Annotated in this window: 16 protein-coding genes; 7 read left to right on the forward strand and 9 right to left on the reverse strand. The window is 68.3% G+C overall.

Going from position 1 to position 14,416, the window contains the following annotated elements:
• Nucleotides 1–3 precede the first annotated feature (3 nt).
• The 9 genes from GPZ80_RS05670 to GPZ80_RS05710 form a co-directional block, all read right to left on the reverse strand.
• Nucleotides 4–1,548 carry a hypothetical protein gene (locus GPZ80_RS05670; RefSeq protein ID WP_187218729.1) on the reverse strand — a complete coding sequence of 515 codons (1,545 nt, stop codon included), beginning with the start codon at nucleotides 1,546–1,548 and terminating at the stop codon, nucleotides 4–6.
• A 73-nt stretch (nucleotides 1,549–1,621) separates the two neighbouring features.
• Entirely contained in the window at nucleotides 1,622–2,188 is a 567-nt protein-coding gene (locus GPZ80_RS05675; protein WP_187218731.1) for a DUF3558 domain-containing protein, read from the reverse strand.
• 31 nt (nucleotides 2,189–2,219) lie between these two features.
• Nucleotides 2,220–2,606: a hypothetical protein gene (locus GPZ80_RS05680; RefSeq protein ID WP_187218733.1), complete on the reverse strand. Its 387-nt coding sequence runs from the start codon at nucleotides 2,604–2,606 to the stop codon at nucleotides 2,220–2,222.
• A 157-nt stretch (nucleotides 2,607–2,763) separates the two neighbouring features.
• The gene (gene pstB, locus GPZ80_RS05685) at nucleotides 2,764–3,540 is read right to left on the reverse strand and encodes a phosphate ABC transporter ATP-binding protein PstB (RefSeq protein WP_187218735.1); all 777 of its coding nucleotides are present in this window, start codon (nucleotides 3,538–3,540) and stop codon (nucleotides 2,764–2,766) included.
• Between the two features lie 18 nt (nucleotides 3,541–3,558).
• Nucleotides 3,559–4,473 carry a phosphate ABC transporter permease PstA gene (gene pstA / locus GPZ80_RS05690; protein WP_376771636.1) on the reverse strand — a complete coding sequence of 305 codons (915 nt, stop codon included), beginning with the start codon at nucleotides 4,471–4,473 and terminating at the stop codon, nucleotides 3,559–3,561.
• On the reverse strand, nucleotides 4,470–5,396 hold the full coding sequence (gene pstC, locus GPZ80_RS05695) for a phosphate ABC transporter permease subunit PstC (RefSeq protein WP_312880133.1): 927 nt from the start codon (nucleotides 5,394–5,396) through the stop codon (nucleotides 4,470–4,472). Before pstC ends, pstA begins: the two co-directional genes overlap by 4 nt.
• A 181-nt stretch (nucleotides 5,397–5,577) precedes the next feature.
• A complete protein-coding gene (pstS, locus tag GPZ80_RS05700) occupies nucleotides 5,578–6,705 on the reverse strand; it encodes a phosphate ABC transporter substrate-binding protein PstS (protein WP_187218741.1) in 1,128 nt (375 codons plus the stop codon).
• A 206-nt stretch (nucleotides 6,706–6,911) separates the two neighbouring features.
• The gene (mshD, locus tag GPZ80_RS05705; protein WP_446678422.1) at nucleotides 6,912–7,826 is read right to left on the reverse strand and encodes a mycothiol synthase; all 915 of its coding nucleotides are present in this window, start codon (nucleotides 7,824–7,826) and stop codon (nucleotides 6,912–6,914) included.
• Nucleotides 7,827–7,836: 10 nt separating this feature from the next.
• Nucleotides 7,837–8,568 carry a winged helix-turn-helix transcriptional regulator gene (locus GPZ80_RS05710; protein ID WP_187218742.1) on the reverse strand — a complete coding sequence of 244 codons (732 nt, stop codon included), beginning with the start codon at nucleotides 8,566–8,568 and terminating at the stop codon, nucleotides 7,837–7,839.
• Between the two features lie 395 nt (nucleotides 8,569–8,963).
• Between GPZ80_RS05710 and GPZ80_RS05715 the strand changes: the two genes are divergently transcribed.
• The 7 genes from GPZ80_RS05715 to GPZ80_RS05745 all read left to right on the forward strand — a co-directional run bounded on the left by GPZ80_RS05715 (nucleotide 8,964) and on the right by GPZ80_RS05745 (nucleotide 14,351).
• Nucleotides 8,964–9,830 carry an LmeA family phospholipid-binding protein gene (locus GPZ80_RS05715; RefSeq protein WP_187218744.1) on the forward strand — a complete coding sequence of 289 codons (867 nt, stop codon included), beginning with the start codon at nucleotides 8,964–8,966 and terminating at the stop codon, nucleotides 9,828–9,830.
• Between the two features lie 677 nt (nucleotides 9,831–10,507).
• A complete protein-coding gene (locus GPZ80_RS05720; RefSeq protein ID WP_187218746.1) occupies nucleotides 10,508–10,921 on the forward strand; it encodes a TlpA family protein disulfide reductase in 414 nt (137 codons plus the stop codon).
• 221 nt (nucleotides 10,922–11,142) lie between these two features.
• Nucleotides 11,143–11,595: a DUF4395 domain-containing protein gene (locus tag GPZ80_RS05725; protein WP_312880134.1), complete on the forward strand. Its 453-nt coding sequence runs from the start codon at nucleotides 11,143–11,145 to the stop codon at nucleotides 11,593–11,595.
• Entirely contained in the window at nucleotides 11,592–12,431 is an 840-nt protein-coding gene (locus GPZ80_RS05730) for a sulfurtransferase (protein WP_187218748.1), read from the forward strand. Before GPZ80_RS05725 ends, GPZ80_RS05730 begins: the two co-directional genes overlap by 4 nt.
• Nucleotides 12,432–12,461: 30 nt before the next feature.
• On the forward strand, nucleotides 12,462–12,761 hold the full coding sequence (locus tag GPZ80_RS05735) for a DUF1416 domain-containing protein (protein ID WP_187218750.1): 300 nt from the start codon (nucleotides 12,462–12,464) through the stop codon (nucleotides 12,759–12,761).
• Nucleotides 12,762–12,910: 149 nt separating this feature from the next.
• Nucleotides 12,911–13,549: a peptidoglycan-binding domain-containing protein gene (locus GPZ80_RS05740; RefSeq protein WP_187218752.1), complete on the forward strand. Its 639-nt coding sequence runs from the start codon at nucleotides 12,911–12,913 to the stop codon at nucleotides 13,547–13,549.
• A gap of 166 nt (nucleotides 13,550–13,715) precedes the next feature.
• The gene (locus GPZ80_RS05745; protein ID WP_187218754.1) at nucleotides 13,716–14,351 is read left to right on the forward strand and encodes a heme-binding beta-barrel domain-containing protein; all 636 of its coding nucleotides are present in this window, start codon (nucleotides 13,716–13,718) and stop codon (nucleotides 14,349–14,351) included.
• Nucleotides 14,352–14,416 lie beyond the last annotated feature (65 nt).

Here is a 14,416-nt window from a genome sequence, read left to right on the forward strand (position 1 = left end):
CCACTAGCCGCCGATCACAGGGGGTGCGGTCATCTCGTCGGTCCCGAAGACCTGGTCGGGGTCGGCCTCGACCAGGTACGACGGCCGGTTGTGCTCGTCGTCCTCGCCGCCCTGGCCGCCACGTGCGCCGCCCATGCCGCCACCCATGGGCGCGCCACCGCGACCACCGGCCGCGCCTGCGCCGCCACGGCCACCACCGGCGGCATGCTCGGCCGCGAGCGCACCCGCGCCCGCCGCACCGCCCACGCCCGGTCCGCCCATGCCCGACCGGCCGCCCATGCCACTGCCACCGGCGCCACCACCACCGGGCCCAAAGCCACTGCGGCCACCTCCGCCGCCGCCTCCGCCACCACCGCCACGGCCCGTCCGGGCGGTGTCGCCGCCCGCGCCGGGGCCCATCGGACCGGGGACCATCGGTGGCATGCCGCCGGGGTACGGGCCGGCGGGCGGGTGTCCGCCGGGGTTCTGGCCGGGGCCACCGGGCCCGGGCGGCAGGTCCACGTACCCACCCGGGGTCGTGCTGCCGCCGCCTCCGCCGCCACCGGGCAGGGGGACGCCACCGGTGCCGGGCGGGGGCTTGTACCCGCCGCCGCCTGTGGTGCCGCCGCCACCGGGAATCGTCGAGCCGGTGCCGCCCTGATCGCCCGTGCCGCCGACGTTGATGTCCTGGCCACCGGGCTTCCTGACGCCGTCGGTGCCACCGGTGTCACCCGGGTCTCCGGTTCCCCCACCACCCATCGTCGGGGGCGGCGCGAACGCGGGCATCGTCGAAGCACTCCCCAGCGCCCCGTCGTACGACCCGACCACCCGCGCGGCCTCCTGGTGCGCGGTCTGGCTCTCGCGGTAGTCGTACATGTAGAGGGCGGACTTGCGGGCGAGGTCGATCGGGTTCGTCGTGTTCATGAGGTCGCGGTTGGCAGCCGCCATGTCGAACGGCTTCTCCTCCGGCATGGAGTTCTTCGCCTCAGCCAGCGCGGCCGCCTGCAGACTCGTCTGCGTCCCGGCGAGCTGGGCGCTCTGCCCGGACTTGCCGACCCAGTTGCCGATGTCGGCCATGAACTGCCGGGCCTGGTCGCCCGCCTTGCCCTGCCAGTCTGACTGGCTGCTGTTGATGGCGTTGGCGACGTCGGTTTGGAACTTCGTCATCGCGTTTCCCGCGCTGATGTACATCTCGCCGATCTCGCCAACCTGGTCCGGATCCACGTTCTCGGTGACCATCGGACGCAGCTCGGAGTGAGCGTGACTCATGTAGTTCGACCGCGGGATCCCCGGAGCGGGCCGCGTGTCGACTCCCTGCGCGAGTTGGGCGGCCTGGGCGCTCATCTCCTGGTTGTACTGCTCGTTGACCTCGCTGTTGCGGGTGAACCGCTTCCAGATCTCCCACCACTCGGCGTTCTCGATCTCCCGGTCGACCTGCTGCTCGGCCTGGTCGCGCACCTCGGTGCCGCTGTCGGACGTGCCCTTGCGGTCGATGTAGTACCGGCTGTTGGGATCGTAGGTGGGATCGTAGGACGGGTGGTCGCGCTGCCCGTTACGGGACACGTCCACGGTCGTCTGATTCCCCTGGGGAGGGGTGTATGCGGTCCTGACAGGTCCAGGCATTGGTCAATCCCTCCGATACCTAGGGCAATTCCGGCTCGACGAGCTTCGCCGCTTCCAAAACGGGACCACAAAGCTTGTCCGCACTGTCACCAGTGGCGAGCACATCGACTCGCGAAGAGGCGGTTACCTCCAATGCCACGGCACAGTGCGCGCCACCTTCCCCCAGATACTGGGCCGCCTGCCGTGATCCCACCTGAATTTTCTGGATCTGCCCCGAGGCGACGATGTCCTTAAGACCACGTCGCTCGTAGATGCCGACAGCGATCGTGTAGCTGTCCTTGACGCTCGCCTTGGTCACACGCCACTGACACGATGGAACGCTCTTCGACGTGCCTTCCTTCGGTTCGCCGGTGACTCCGAGCGAGCTCATCGCCGAGGTCGTGAGGAGTTCGCATGGCTTGAGCGCCTTCAGCGGACTCGAGGACGGCTCCGCAGTCGATTTCGTGGGTGACGGACTGCCGGTCGTCGAATCGGGAGACTCGGTCGAAGACGGCGCGGTCGTCGGCGAACCCGACATCGACTCGGAGCAGCCCACACACATGAGGACAGCTGCCAGTGTCGAAATAGTCGCGCGAATGCGGCTCACGGTGTTTCCAGTCATCTCTGGTGTCGACGGGTCAACTAAGCTTCTTGGCACTAAGATTGTCGGTGTTCTGGTAGTTGGCCATCGCTTGACGGATGCCTTCCTCCGCTTTGATCAGCGACTCACGAAACGCCTTCAGCTGAGTCAGGAAACCCTGCTGGTCGGTCGCGACCTGCTTCAGGTGGGGCTTCATGGCTCCCGCGCCGTTGCTACCACCGAGCATCACGTCCTGGTTGAGCAACTGCAGGCTCGCCTGTTCGCCGTCGACCCACTCGGCCATGTCCCTGATTGCGGCCAAAAGCGCGTCACCACCGGCCTCATTCACCGCGAAAGCTCCGCTGGCCGCACCCGAGGCGAAGTCCGACATGGATTTGCCGATCGCGCTGCCGATCGGCGCGCCGCCCGCGTCGTCGATGTACATGTTTGCCCCTAGTCCGATCGCCTGCCAGACCCCAAGGGCACGGTACCAATCGCCCGTGGTGTCCGTCTTGTGTGTGACGAAATGGCCTGACTTCCGGTTCCCCGGAAACGCGAGGTCCCCCGCACGGACCATGCGGGGGACCTCGGTGCGCGCTGACTCAGCCGAAGCGGCCCGAGATGTAGTCCTCGGTGGCCTTCTGACCTGGGTTCGAGAAGATCCGCTCGGTGTCGTCGATCTCGATCAGCCGTCCCGGCTGGCCGACGCCCGCGAGGTTGAAGAACGCGGTCTGGTCACTCACACGTGCGGCCTGCTGCATGTTGTGGGTGACGATCACGATCGTGTAGTCCTTCTTCAGCTCCCCGATCAGGTCCTCGATCGCCAGCGTGGAGATCGGGTCCAGGGCCGAGCACGGCTCGTCCATCAGCAGGACGTCCGGCTGGACCGCGATGGCGCGGGCGATGCACAGACGCTGTTGCTGACCACCGGACAGGCCGCCGCCGGGCTTGTTGAGGCGGTCTTTGACCTCAGCCCACAGGTTGGCGCCGCGCAGGGCTCGTTCGGCTACCTCGTCGAGTTTGCGCTTGTCGCGCTCGCCCGCCAGCTTGAGGCCCGCGACGACGTTGTCGCGGATCGACATCGTCGGGAACGGGTTGGGGCGCTGGAACACCATTCCGATGGTGCGCCGCACGGACACCGGGTCGACCGTCGAGGCGTAGATGTCCTCGCCGTCGAGGAGGACCTTGCCCTCGGCGCGGGCGCCGGGGATGACCTCGTGCATGCGGTTCAGCGACCGCAGGACGGTCGACTTGCCGCAGCCCGACGGGCCGATGAACGCGGTGACATTGCGCGGGGGCACTGCCAGCGAAACCTTGTCCACGGCGTGGAACTTGCCGTAGTACAGGTTCAGGTCTTTCACGTCGATGCGCTTGGCCATGGTTGCTCTACCGCCCGCTCACTTGGTCTTCAGAGACGTCAGCCGCGAGATCAGGGATCCCAGCAGGTTGAACACGGTGATGATCAGAATCAGGGTGACCGCCGCGCCCCAGACCCGCGCTTCGCCGACCTCGTTGGTGGTCAGCCGCTCGGAGGTCATGAGCAGCGGCAGCGAGGACATGCTGCCGCCGAACGGGTCGTAGTTGATAAAGGTCGTGTAGCCGACGAGCACCAGCACCGGCGCGGTCTCGCCCATGACGCGGGCGATGGCCAGCGAGATGCCGGTGATGATGCCGGACATCGCGGTCGGGATGACGATCTTGACGATGGTCTTCCACTTGGGGATGCCCAGCGCGTACGACGCCTCCCGAAGTTCATCGGGGACGATCTTCAGCAGTTCCTCTGTGGTCCGCACGACGACCGGGATCATCAGCAGCACCAAGGCGAGCGACACCGCGAAGGCGCTTCGCGGCATGCCCATCGTGGTGATCCACAGGGCGTAGATGAACAGCGCGGCGACGATCGACGGGACACCCGAGAGGATGTCGACGGTGAAGGTGACCGCGCGCGCCAGGCGCGAGTTCTTCCCGTACTCCACCAGGTACACCGCCACCATGATGGCGATGGGGACGGCGATGACCGCGCAGATCAGTCCTTGCAGCAGCGTGCCGAGGATCGCGTGGTAGACGCCGCCGCCGAACTGGCGCGACGTCAGGCCCGCCAGCGACTTCCCCCACCAGTCCGCGGTGAGGACGTGCTTGAAGCCCTTCGAGATGACCGTGAAGAGCAGCCACACCAGCGGCGCGAGGGCCAGGACGAAGGTCGAGCCGACGAGGACCGTCGCGGCCCGGTTCTTCAGCTTGCGCCCAGTGCTGAGCTGCTGGAACGCCGGCGCCTTCGCGGGCCGGTCCAGGCTGGTCGCGGTAGTCATCATTCGTACTCCTTGTGACCCGCGATGATGGACCGAGCGAAGGCGTTGACGATGAAGGTCAGGACGAACAGCACCAGGCCCGCCGCGATGTAGGCGCCCGCGCCGCGCGGGTCGTTGAACTCCTGCGCCGCGCGCGCGATCTTCGATGCGATGGTGTCGCCGCCGTCGAAGAGGCTGAAGCTGAAGTTCGTCGTCGTCGAGCTGAGGATGATCATCACGGCGATGGTCTCACCGAGGGCGCGGCCCAGGCCCAGCATCGACGCGCTGATGTAGCCCGCCTTGCCGAACGGCAGGACCGTGGTCCGGATGACCTCCCACTTGGTGGCCCCGAGCGCGAGCGCGCCCTCGACCTGCATGGTGGGTGTGCGGTCGAAGACCTCGCGGCTGATCGCGGTGATGATCGGCAGCAGCATCACGGCGAGGACGATGCTCGCGGTGAAGATCGTCTGCCCGATGCCGAGGTCGGAGCTGCCCTTGGCGAAGATCGGCAGGAAACCCAGGTTCTCGTTGAGCCAGACGCTGAACGGGGCGATCGCAGGCGCGAGGACGTAGGCGCCCCACAGGCCGTAGATGATCGACGGCACCGCGGCCAGCAGGTCGACGATGTAGGAGAACGGCCGGGCCAGCCTGCGCGGCGCGTACTGGGTGAGGAACAGCGCGATGCCCAGCGAGACCGGCATCGCGATCAGCAGGGCGAAGACCGAGCTGAAGACGGTCACCAGCAGCAGGTCGAGGACGCCGAAGGCCAGGTCGCCCGGCTCGGCGTTCCAGTCGCGACTGAACAGGAAGTTGGACTGGTTCTCCATCAGCGACGGGATCGCCTGGATCAGCAGGAAGACGCCGATCAGGACGATCATCGCGACCACGAAGACACCGGAGCCGACCGTCAGCGCCTTGAAGATGCGGTCGCCCGGGCGGGTGATCACCTTGGCAGGCGCGGCAGTCCCTGGAGGGGGTCCGCCCGCACCCTGCTCGTTGGAAGAAATCGTGGCCTCCGCGGCGGTGTTGGAAGCCGAACCGCCCCGCGACCCACGAGGGGCCACGGGGCGTCCGACCGAGACGGGTTCGCTCATCGCTTACGCCCGTTCGAAGTGTGCCGGCTGCCGACTAGGAAATCGCCTTGATGGCGGTGAGCAGCTTGGCCTGGAACTCGTTGGGCAGCGGCACATAGCCCGCGTCCGCCAGAGTCGCCTGACCGGTGGTGGCCGCGGTGGTGAGGAACGCCTTCACAGCCTTGGCGGTGTCGGCGTCGTAGCCCTTCGAGCAGACGATCTCGTAGGTCGCCAGGACCAGCGGGTAGACGCCTGCTTCCTTGCTCGCGTAAAGGGCGTCCAAGTCGATGACGAGGTCGTTGCCCTCGCCCTTGAGCTTGGCGGCGTTAATGGCCTTGCCCGCACCCTCGGCGCCGAGTTCGACCGGTCCGGCACCGCTGTCGATCTTGGCGGCGCTCAGCTTCTTGTCCTGGATGTAGGACCACTCGATGTAGCCGATGGTGCCGGTGCCCGCGGAGATGGCGTCGGCCACGCCCGCGGAACCCTGGGCGCCCTGGCCGACGCCACCGTTGAACTTCTTGCCCGCTTCCTTGCCCCAGGCGGCCTTGGCGGCGGCCACGAGGTACTTCTGGAAGTTGTCGGTGGTGCCCGACTCGTCACCACGGTAGATCACGGTGACCGCGGTGTCCGGCAGGGTCTTGCCGGGGTTGAGCGCGGCGACGGCCGGGTCGTTCCACTTGGCGACGGTGCCGTTGAAGATCTTGGCGGTGACCTCGGCGTTGAGCACCAGGTCGGTGACGCCGTCGACCTTGTAGGCGATGCCGACCGGGCCGAAGACCATCGGCAGGTTCCACGCCGGGTTGCCCTTGCAGCGGGTGGCCGCGGCCTCGACCTCACCCTTGGACTTGCTCAGCGCCGAGTCCGAGCCGCCGATGTCGACGATGCCCGCGTTGAACTGCTTGACACCGGCACCGGAGCCGGACGGGGTGTAGGCGAGTTGCTGGCCCGGGCAGGCGGTGACGTACGCGGCGGTGAACGCCTCGATGGCGCCCTTCTGCGCGCTGGATCCCTCCGCGACGAGGCCCTTCTTGCCGCCGCACTCGACCGCGGCGGTCTGCGTGGGCGCGGGAGCGGCGGAGTTGTTCGAACCCGCGGGGGTGTTGGCGTCGCTGCCACACGCCGTCAGCGCGAGGGCGCCCGCGGCGATGAGACTCAGCACGGACGCGTGCCGCTTGATGTTCACGTTGGATTCCTCCACCAGGAGTCTTCATTGTCGCGGCACACCGAGTGGCGCCGCCTCTCGTGATGGGACGCTAGGCAGCGGTGGTTGACGCTTCACCCCAACAAAATGAACGACGAGTGAACAAGCACCTGATTGTGACCAGAGCGACGCACTGGTCGCCCGTCCGTGTCCGGCCCGTGACCTGCGTGTACGCGGTGCGTAACCAGCTAGTCCCCGTGGGTGTCCAATGTGGAGTACTGCACATGGGCCTGCGCGCGCTCGAATCCAAGTCCGCGGTAGACGGTCACCGCGGGAGCGTTGTCGGATTCGACGTAGAGGATCACTTCGGACAGTCCCAGGTCGACGAGGTGAGCCAGGCCCGCGAGTGTGAGCGCCTTGCCGAGACCGCCGCCCTGGGCGGCCGGGTCGACACCGACGACGTAGACCTCGCCTTCCCCACCCGGGTGGACCTTCGTCCAGTGGAAGCCGAGCACCCGGTCGTCGGCGTCCACGGCGAGGAAGAAGCCCGCGGGGTCGAACCAGGGCTCCTTCTCGGTCGCCTCGACGTCGGCGACGCTCAGCGCGCCCTGCTCCGGGTGCCAGTCGAACGCCCGACGGTTGACCTCGACGAGAGCGGCCTCGTCCTGGCCGGGAACGAACGTGCGGACGCGGACGCCCTCGCGCCAGCGCGGCGCGGGGAGGTCGGCGGTGGTCAGGTCGAGGCGCATCTTCAGCATCTCGCGGACCTTGGTGAGGCCGAACCTGGCGGCGATGGCCGCGGCCGCCGGGTGGTCGCCGTGCGACCAGAGACGCACTCCCGGCGTGGCCCGCTCCAGGACCGCGCGGACGAGTTCGGTGCCGATGCCGCGCCCGCGCGCGTCGGGGCGGACGAAGGCCTCGACGACCTGGCGGCCGAAGGCGTCGCCGCCGGTGTCGAGGTGCGCGTAGCCGACGGGCTCGTCGGCTGCCATGGCCAGCAGGTGCTCGCCGCCGCGGAAGTCAGGCGGCAGCGGTCTGTCGGCCGACACCTCGGGCGCGCCGTCCTCGGCGGCGACGGCGAGCAGCAGAGAACGGATCAACGCCGAATGGCGCCCATCGAGGGCGCCATCCAGCCAGTCACGGGTCGCGGGGGTGTGCTCCACCCCTCCGACACTAGGCGTCGATCGAGTAGCGGAGGTCGTCGGCCGAGATCTCCGCCTCGCGGCGCGAGCCCGACTTCGGCGGCTGGACGAACTTGTAGCCGACGTTGCGGACGGTGCCGATGAGCTGCTCGTGCTCGGGGCCGAGCTTGGCGCGCAGACGCCGGACGTGGACGTCCACGGTGCGGGTGCCGCCGAAGAAGTCGTAGCCCCAGACCTCCTGCAGCAGCTGCGCCCGGGTGAACACCCGGCCCGCGTGCTGCGCGAGGTATTTGAGCAGCTCGAACTCCTTGTAGGTGAGGTCGAGCGGGCGGCCACGCAGGCGCGCCATATAGGTCGCCTCGTCGATGACCAGCTCGCCCAGGCGAAGCGCGCCGTCGACGGCGGCCCCTGCCGGGCCACGCGAGGTCAGCAGCCGCAGTCGGGCGTCGACCTCGGCCGGGCCCGCGGCGGGGAGCACGATCTCGTCGATGCGCCAGTCGGAGGTGATGGCGACCAGGCCGCCTTCGTTGACCACCGCGATGACCGGGCAGCTGTCGCCGCCACTGGTCAGCAGCCTGCACAGGCTCTTGGCGGCGGCGAGGTCGGTCCGGGCGTCCACGATCACGGCGTCACGCGAGCCCGCCTCGAGCAGCGCGGTGACCTCGGGCGCCTGGGTCCGCACGGTGTGCGGGAGGAGCATCAGCGAGGGCAACACCGAACCCGGCTCCGGGTCAGCGGTAAGCAGCAGCAGATCGAGGCTCATCCGAGTCCGCCTCTCTGTTGATCCGCTCCGCTTCATTGAGGCGCGGCCCCCATCCGGGGGTTTCGATTGCGACGTGCACACAGATTAACCACTGGGAACGGCATATGTCCTGGTCATGCCGCCCGCGTCACACGGTAGGCGGCATCTTTCCGATGATGACGCCGCAGGCCTTACCTCGTGTTACAGGGAAGTAAAACCTTAGGTGGACTGCGCTTTATGGGGCCCGTGAGGCCGGTTTTGATCGTCGTGTGAATGGCGTGTTACACCGATTCATCCCACCATTCATCAGCCCGCCTGTGGACAACCTGATCCACCGGCGGCACGTCCTCAGTAGGCTTGGAGACCGAATGACACCGGCGCGGACGGATGACGAGATGACAGGTGGCGGGACAACCATGGTGACCAACGGGGGACGGCCCACAGCCGGACCCAAGCGCCGCTCGAAGGCGGTGCGACGGCTGGTGATCACCCTGGTCGTGCTGCTCGGCCTGCTTGTGGCAGCCGACTTCGGGGCGGCCGCGGTCTTCGAGCACGAGGTTTCGAAGCGGGCGCAGAAGCAGTTCGACCTCACCGACCACCCGTCGGTGAAGGTGGGCGGGTTCTCGTTCCTGCTGCAGGCCCTGTCCGGCGAGTACGAACTGGTGACCGTCGACGCCAAGGGCGTCCCCGTCAACCAGCTGCGCGACGTCGAGGTGCACGCCGACCTGCGCGGCGTGCAGGCGCCGCTGTCCGACGTGGTGTCGGGTTCGCTGACCGAGGTCCCGGTTCGCGAGGTCGTCGGCCAGGTCAAGGTCAAGGCCGCCGACGTCACCCGGGCCATGGCCGCGAACGAGAACCAGGTCATCAAGTCGCTGACGAACCTGACGATCGACCCGGTCAGCGAGAAGACGGTTGCCACCAAGCCCGCCGAGGACGCCCCGGCGGAGGAGACCCCGGAGACCGCCGACGTCGAAGGCGGCACCGCCGGGGTGAAGCTCTGCGGCACCGCCGAGATCGCGGGCGAGTCCACCGAGCTGTGCGTCTTCTCGATCATCAGCCTCACCGACAACCTGATCTCGGTATCGCCCAAGCGCATCGAACTGCGCAACGGCGAAGCCGACGTCAAACTGCCGCCCGCGATCCAGCAGAAGGTGCTGCCGTTCTTCGCGGTCAAGCTCAACCCAGGCGACCTGCCGTTCGCGGTGACGCCGACGTCGGTGAAGGTCGAGCCAGGCGTGCTGTCGGTCAAGGGCAAGGCGACGAACCTGGTGCTCGGCAAGTGAGCGCAGGCTCCGCGTGCCGGTGGTGTGACACCGGGAGGTTGGAGGAGGGGTTCATCGAAGACCGGGGTGAAGGCTCCAGCGGGTTCGCGCGGTGGGTCGATGGGCCATTGGAGCGGGGGATCTTCGGTGGGGCGAAGCGGATGGGCAAGGTCCGGATGCAGATAGCGGCGTATCGGTGCAATCAGTGCGGGCATCTTGAGCTGTTCGCAAAGACGCCGGGGTAGGGCTTCGCTTCCGTCTTACGCGCAGGCCCGGGGCCTTCCCGGGCCCTACGAGCGCGCCATGCCGGCAAGAACAGGTCGGACCTAAACTCGCCCGGCGCGGGGCGGTTTCTTCACCCTGCCCCGCTTTACCCGCGCAGGTCCTTCTCCGGGTTCCCCGAATCAAGGCGAACTACCCGAACAGGCACCGCCCCTACGCGGCCCAGCGGCCAACAGCCCCAGCCTCCCGACAGCCCGACAGCCCGACAGCCGAACGAGCGAGGAAGCCAACGGCACAGCCGCCCGGCAGCCCAGCGAGCGAGGAGCCATCGGCGCCGATCGGTTCCGTCACCCACAGCGGCCATTCCGGTGCCCAGGGGAATGCTCCGATCCACCCCACAGTTCCACTGGGTGGACGTGGATGCGCTCACCCACCACCCGGGCCGATGCTTGTCGGTGCCGACGAGAGGAGACCGGATGATCGGCGGCTTGGTGGCCATCGGCACTCTGCTCGTCGCGGGACTCATCGGAGTCTTGCTGCGAAGGCGGGATGGTCGAGTGCGGACCAAGAACACCGCGACCGTTCCCGACGACGTCCGGGCGGTCCTTGACCCCCGGGCCGAGGTGACCCTGGTCCAGCTCTCCACCACCTTCTGCGCCCCCTGTAGGCACGCCCGGGTCATCCTCGCCGACCTCGCCGACAAGACCGACGGCCTCGCGCACGCCGATATCGACCTCACTGACCGGCCCGAACTCGCCCAGCGGCTCGCTGTGCTGCGGACGCCAACCACGTTGGCCGTGGACTCCCAGGGGGCCGAGATCCTGCGGGTCGGCGGGGTGCCGCGGCGGGAGTCGCTGCTGGCCGCGCTGCGGCCGCATCTGTCGGCATGATCAGTCCCACTGACTGGACGTTGGTCCCGTACCGAGGGATCGCCGGTAAACTCGCCGCCGTGACCAGCACTCTGACCAGGCGACGCGCGGTGGACTTCTGCCGTGTCGACAGTTCGCTGTGTCGGGAAACGATCTGATCGGGCGGTAAGCCCAGGATCGCGCAAGCGTCCGCTCCGCCCCCACCGGACCTCAGTTTTCCCGCGTCCAGGTCAGGAGGCACAGTGACTCGACCAGTCACACCCCAGGTGGACCCCCGTGGTCCCCGGTTCAGCGCTTGGCTCACCACGGCCGTCCTGGTCGCGGTGCTTCTCACCGGCTGGTGGCCGCTGCTGGCCGCCCAGGCCGTCGTCTTCGCCCTCGGCGCGTTCGCGGGCTTGAACTACTCGCCCTACGGCGCGCTCTACCGCGTGTTCGTCGCGCCCCGGCTGCGGCCGACCGACGAGCGGGAGGACGTCGCGCCGCTGCGGTTCGCGCAGGCGGTCGGCTTCGGCTTCGCCGTCGTCGGCACCCTCGGCTACGCGACCGGGCTCGTCGGGCTCGGCATCGTCGCCACGGCGGCCGCGCTGGCCGCCGCCTTCCTGAACGCCGCGTTCGGGTTCTGCCTCGGCTGCGAGGCATATCTGCTGCTCAACCGCTTATCCATCACGAATAAGAAAGTAGGAACCACCCGATGAGCCGCGAAGACGTGCTTGTGACGGCCGCCTGGTCCGAGGAGAACCTCGGTGCGCCCGGTGTGGTGTTCGTCGAGGTCGATGAGGACGCCAGCGCGTACGACACCGGCCACATCCCGGGCGCGGTGAAGGTCGACTGGCGCAAGGACCTGCAGGACCCGGTGCGCCGCGACTTCATCGACCGCGCCGGCTTCGAGAAGCTGCTTTCCGCCCGCGGCATCGCCAACGACGACACCGTGGTCCTCTACGGCGGCAACAACAACTGGTTCGCCGCCTACGCCTACTGGTACTTCAAGCTCTACGGCCACGAGTCGGTCAAGCTGCTCGACGGCGGCCGCAAGAAGTGGGAGCTCGACGGCCGCCCGCTCGAGGCCGACCCGGTGTCCCGCCCGGAGACCACCTACTCCGCCAAGGACCAGGACCTGAGCCTGCGCGCCTTCCGCGAGGAGGTCGTCGAGGCGATCAACGCCAAGAACCTGGTGGACGTCCGCTCGCCCGACGAGTTCTCCGGCAAGCTGGCCGCCCCCGCGCACCTGCCGCAGGAGCAGGCCCAGGTCAAGGGCCACATCCCGAGTGCGATCAACGTGCCGTGGAGCAAGGCGGCCAACGAGGACGGCACGTTCCGCTCCGACGAGGAGCTGCGCGAGCTGTACAAGGAGGCGGGCCTCGACGAGGGCAAGGCGACCATCGCCTACTGCCGCATCGGCGAGCGCTCTTCGCACACCTGGTTCGCCCTGCGCGAGCTGCTCGGCTACAGCGACGTCAAGAACTACGACGGCTCGTGGACCGAGTACGGCTCGCTGGTCGGCGTGCCGGTCGAAATCGGCGCCCAGAACTGACCCGCCGCACCACTTAGGGAGATACCTGAAATGAGCTCTTGCGGAGCCCCCGACCAGTCCCTGCCCGCCAACGTGGACGCGGGCAAGGAGATCGTCCTGACCGGCAAGGTCACCAAGGGCGGAGAGCCCGTCGGCGGCGCCTTCGTGCGCCTGCTCGACTCGACCGGCGAGTTCACCGCCGAGGTCGTCGCCTCCGACGCCGGTGACTTCCGGTTCTTCGCCGCCCCCGGCGACTGGACCGTGCGCGCCCTGCACCGCACCGGCAACGGCGAGGCCACGGTCAGCGCGGCGGGCCCCGGCCTGCACGACGTGGCCATCACGGTCGCCTGATCGGTCAGCTCACCGAAGCCCCCAGGACCTCCTGGGGGCTTCGATGTTTTCGGTCGAGAAATCCGTGACTTCCTTGTGACCAACCGATTCCCCGGTTCAGGCGTGTACCTGGCAACGAGGCCGAAAGGCCGCCGAACTGGGGAGAATCCATGGGAATCAAGGCTTGTTTCCGCACGTCCATCATCGGTCTGCTGGCGGCGGGCGTGCTCGCGGGCGGCCTGGCCGCCGGCGCGGGCACCGCCGCCGCGTGCCCGGAATCGACCGCGAGTTCGTCGACGAACTCGCACAGCTACGCGAGCAGGCAGCCACAGGTCCGTCCCGGCGCGACCGGCAAGCAGGTCCTGGCGCTGCAGCTCAACCTGCGCAACCGCGGCTACCAGCTGACCGGCACCGGGTTCTACGGCGCGAAGACGCTCGCCGCCGTGCGCGCCTTCCAGCGCGCACAGGGGATCAAGGACAGCGGCATCGTCGGGTCCAAGACCTGGCAGGCCCTGTTCGGACGGATGGACGCCGGGCTGACCCTGGGCCCCGCCGTGACGCCGAAGTTCGGCATCCAGCCCGGCGAGCGTGACCGTGTGAAGGTCGACCACCTCGGCGCGACGCTCAAGCGGATCTACCCGAACGAGTCGGGCAGGGCCGCCCGCGGCGGGCTGTACGGCCCGGAGATGGTCGCCTTGGTCAAGCGGTTCCAGCTCGCGGCCGGAATCAAGGCCAGCGGCATCGTCGGCCCGAAGACCTGGTCGGCCATGTACGACGTCATCTCCGTCTCCGGCGGCTGGGGCCGCTGAGATACCCGCCACGCTCGGGCCGCCGCGGTCGTGTCCGCGGCGGCCCGTGCCGTTATCCTCCGGTCTGTGGAAATCTTCTTCACGAGCCTGCTCGTGCTCATGGGTGTGCTGACCACGTGGTTCGCCGGCTACGTGGTGTACCGCATCTACGCTGACCAGCGCTGATATGACGGCGAACGACCCAGTCGCGGGCAGTGGCGACGCGGCGATCAACGCCGCCGAGAAGCGCGCCGAGCAGACCCGGCACCTCAACCTCCCGCAGTTCGACGACCTGCCGATCCCGGCGGATACCGCGAACCTGCGTGAGGGTCCCAACCTGCACGACGCCTGCCTGGCGCTGCTGCCGCTGGTCGGGGTGTGGCGCGGTGAGGGCGAGGTCGTCTACCCCACGATCGAGGGGCCATACAAGTTCGGCCAGCAGGTCACCTTCGCCCACGACGGCAGGCCGTTCCTGTTCTACGAGGCGCGGTCCTGGCTGCTCGACGACGAAGGCAAGGTCATCCGGCCCGCCGCCCGGGAAACCGGTTTCTGGCGGCCGCAGGCCGACGACACCATCGAGGTCCTGCTGACGCACTCGTCGGGCATCCTCGAGCTGTACTACGGCACCCCGCGCACGCAGACGTCGTGGGAGATCGGCACCGACCTGGTCAGCCGGACCGCTTCGGCGAAGGACGTCACCGCGGCCAAGCGGCTCTACGGGCTGGTCAACAACGGCGACCTCGCCTACGTCGAGGAGCGGGCCATGATGGGCCGGCCGATGCAGCCGCACACCTCGGCCTACCTGCAGAGAATCGTCGGCTAGATGGTTGGTTCCCGACTGTCGCCTGGTATCGGCTGGTCCACGGCGGTCGAGACCTGGTGACAGCC

The sequence above is a fragment of the Actinokineospora xionganensis genome (assembly GCF_014323725.1).
GTDB lineage: Bacteria > Actinomycetota > Actinomycetes > Mycobacteriales > Pseudonocardiaceae > Actinokineospora > Actinokineospora xionganensis.

Coding starts and splice junctions, on each gene's coding strand:
- GPZ80_RS05680 (WP_187218733.1), bottom strand. CDS start 2,606: ATGTACATCGACGACGCGGGCGGCGCGCCGATCGGCAGCGCGATCGGC.
- pstB (WP_187218735.1), bottom strand. CDS start 3,540: ATGGCCAAGCGCATCGACGTGAAAGACCTGAACCTGTACTACGGCAAG.
- pstA (WP_376771636.1), bottom strand. CDS start 4,473: ATGATGACTACCGCGACCAGCCTGGACCGGCCCGCGAAGGCGCCGGCG.
- GPZ80_RS05710 (WP_187218742.1), bottom strand. CDS start 8,568: ATGAGCCTCGATCTGCTGCTGCTTACCGCTGACCCGGAGCCGGGTTCG.
- GPZ80_RS05715 (WP_187218744.1), top strand. CDS start 8,964: ATGGTGACCAACGGGGGACGGCCCACAGCCGGACCCAAGCGCCGCTCG.
- GPZ80_RS05720 (WP_187218746.1), top strand. CDS start 10,508: ATGATCGGCGGCTTGGTGGCCATCGGCACTCTGCTCGTCGCGGGACTC.
- GPZ80_RS05730 (WP_187218748.1), top strand. CDS start 11,592: ATGAGCCGCGAAGACGTGCTTGTGACGGCCGCCTGGTCCGAGGAGAAC.
- GPZ80_RS05735 (WP_187218750.1), top strand. CDS start 12,462: ATGAGCTCTTGCGGAGCCCCCGACCAGTCCCTGCCCGCCAACGTGGAC.
- GPZ80_RS05740 (WP_187218752.1), top strand. CDS start 12,911: ATGGGAATCAAGGCTTGTTTCCGCACGTCCATCATCGGTCTGCTGGCG.
- GPZ80_RS05745 (WP_187218754.1), top strand. CDS start 13,716: ATGACGGCGAACGACCCAGTCGCGGGCAGTGGCGACGCGGCGATCAAC.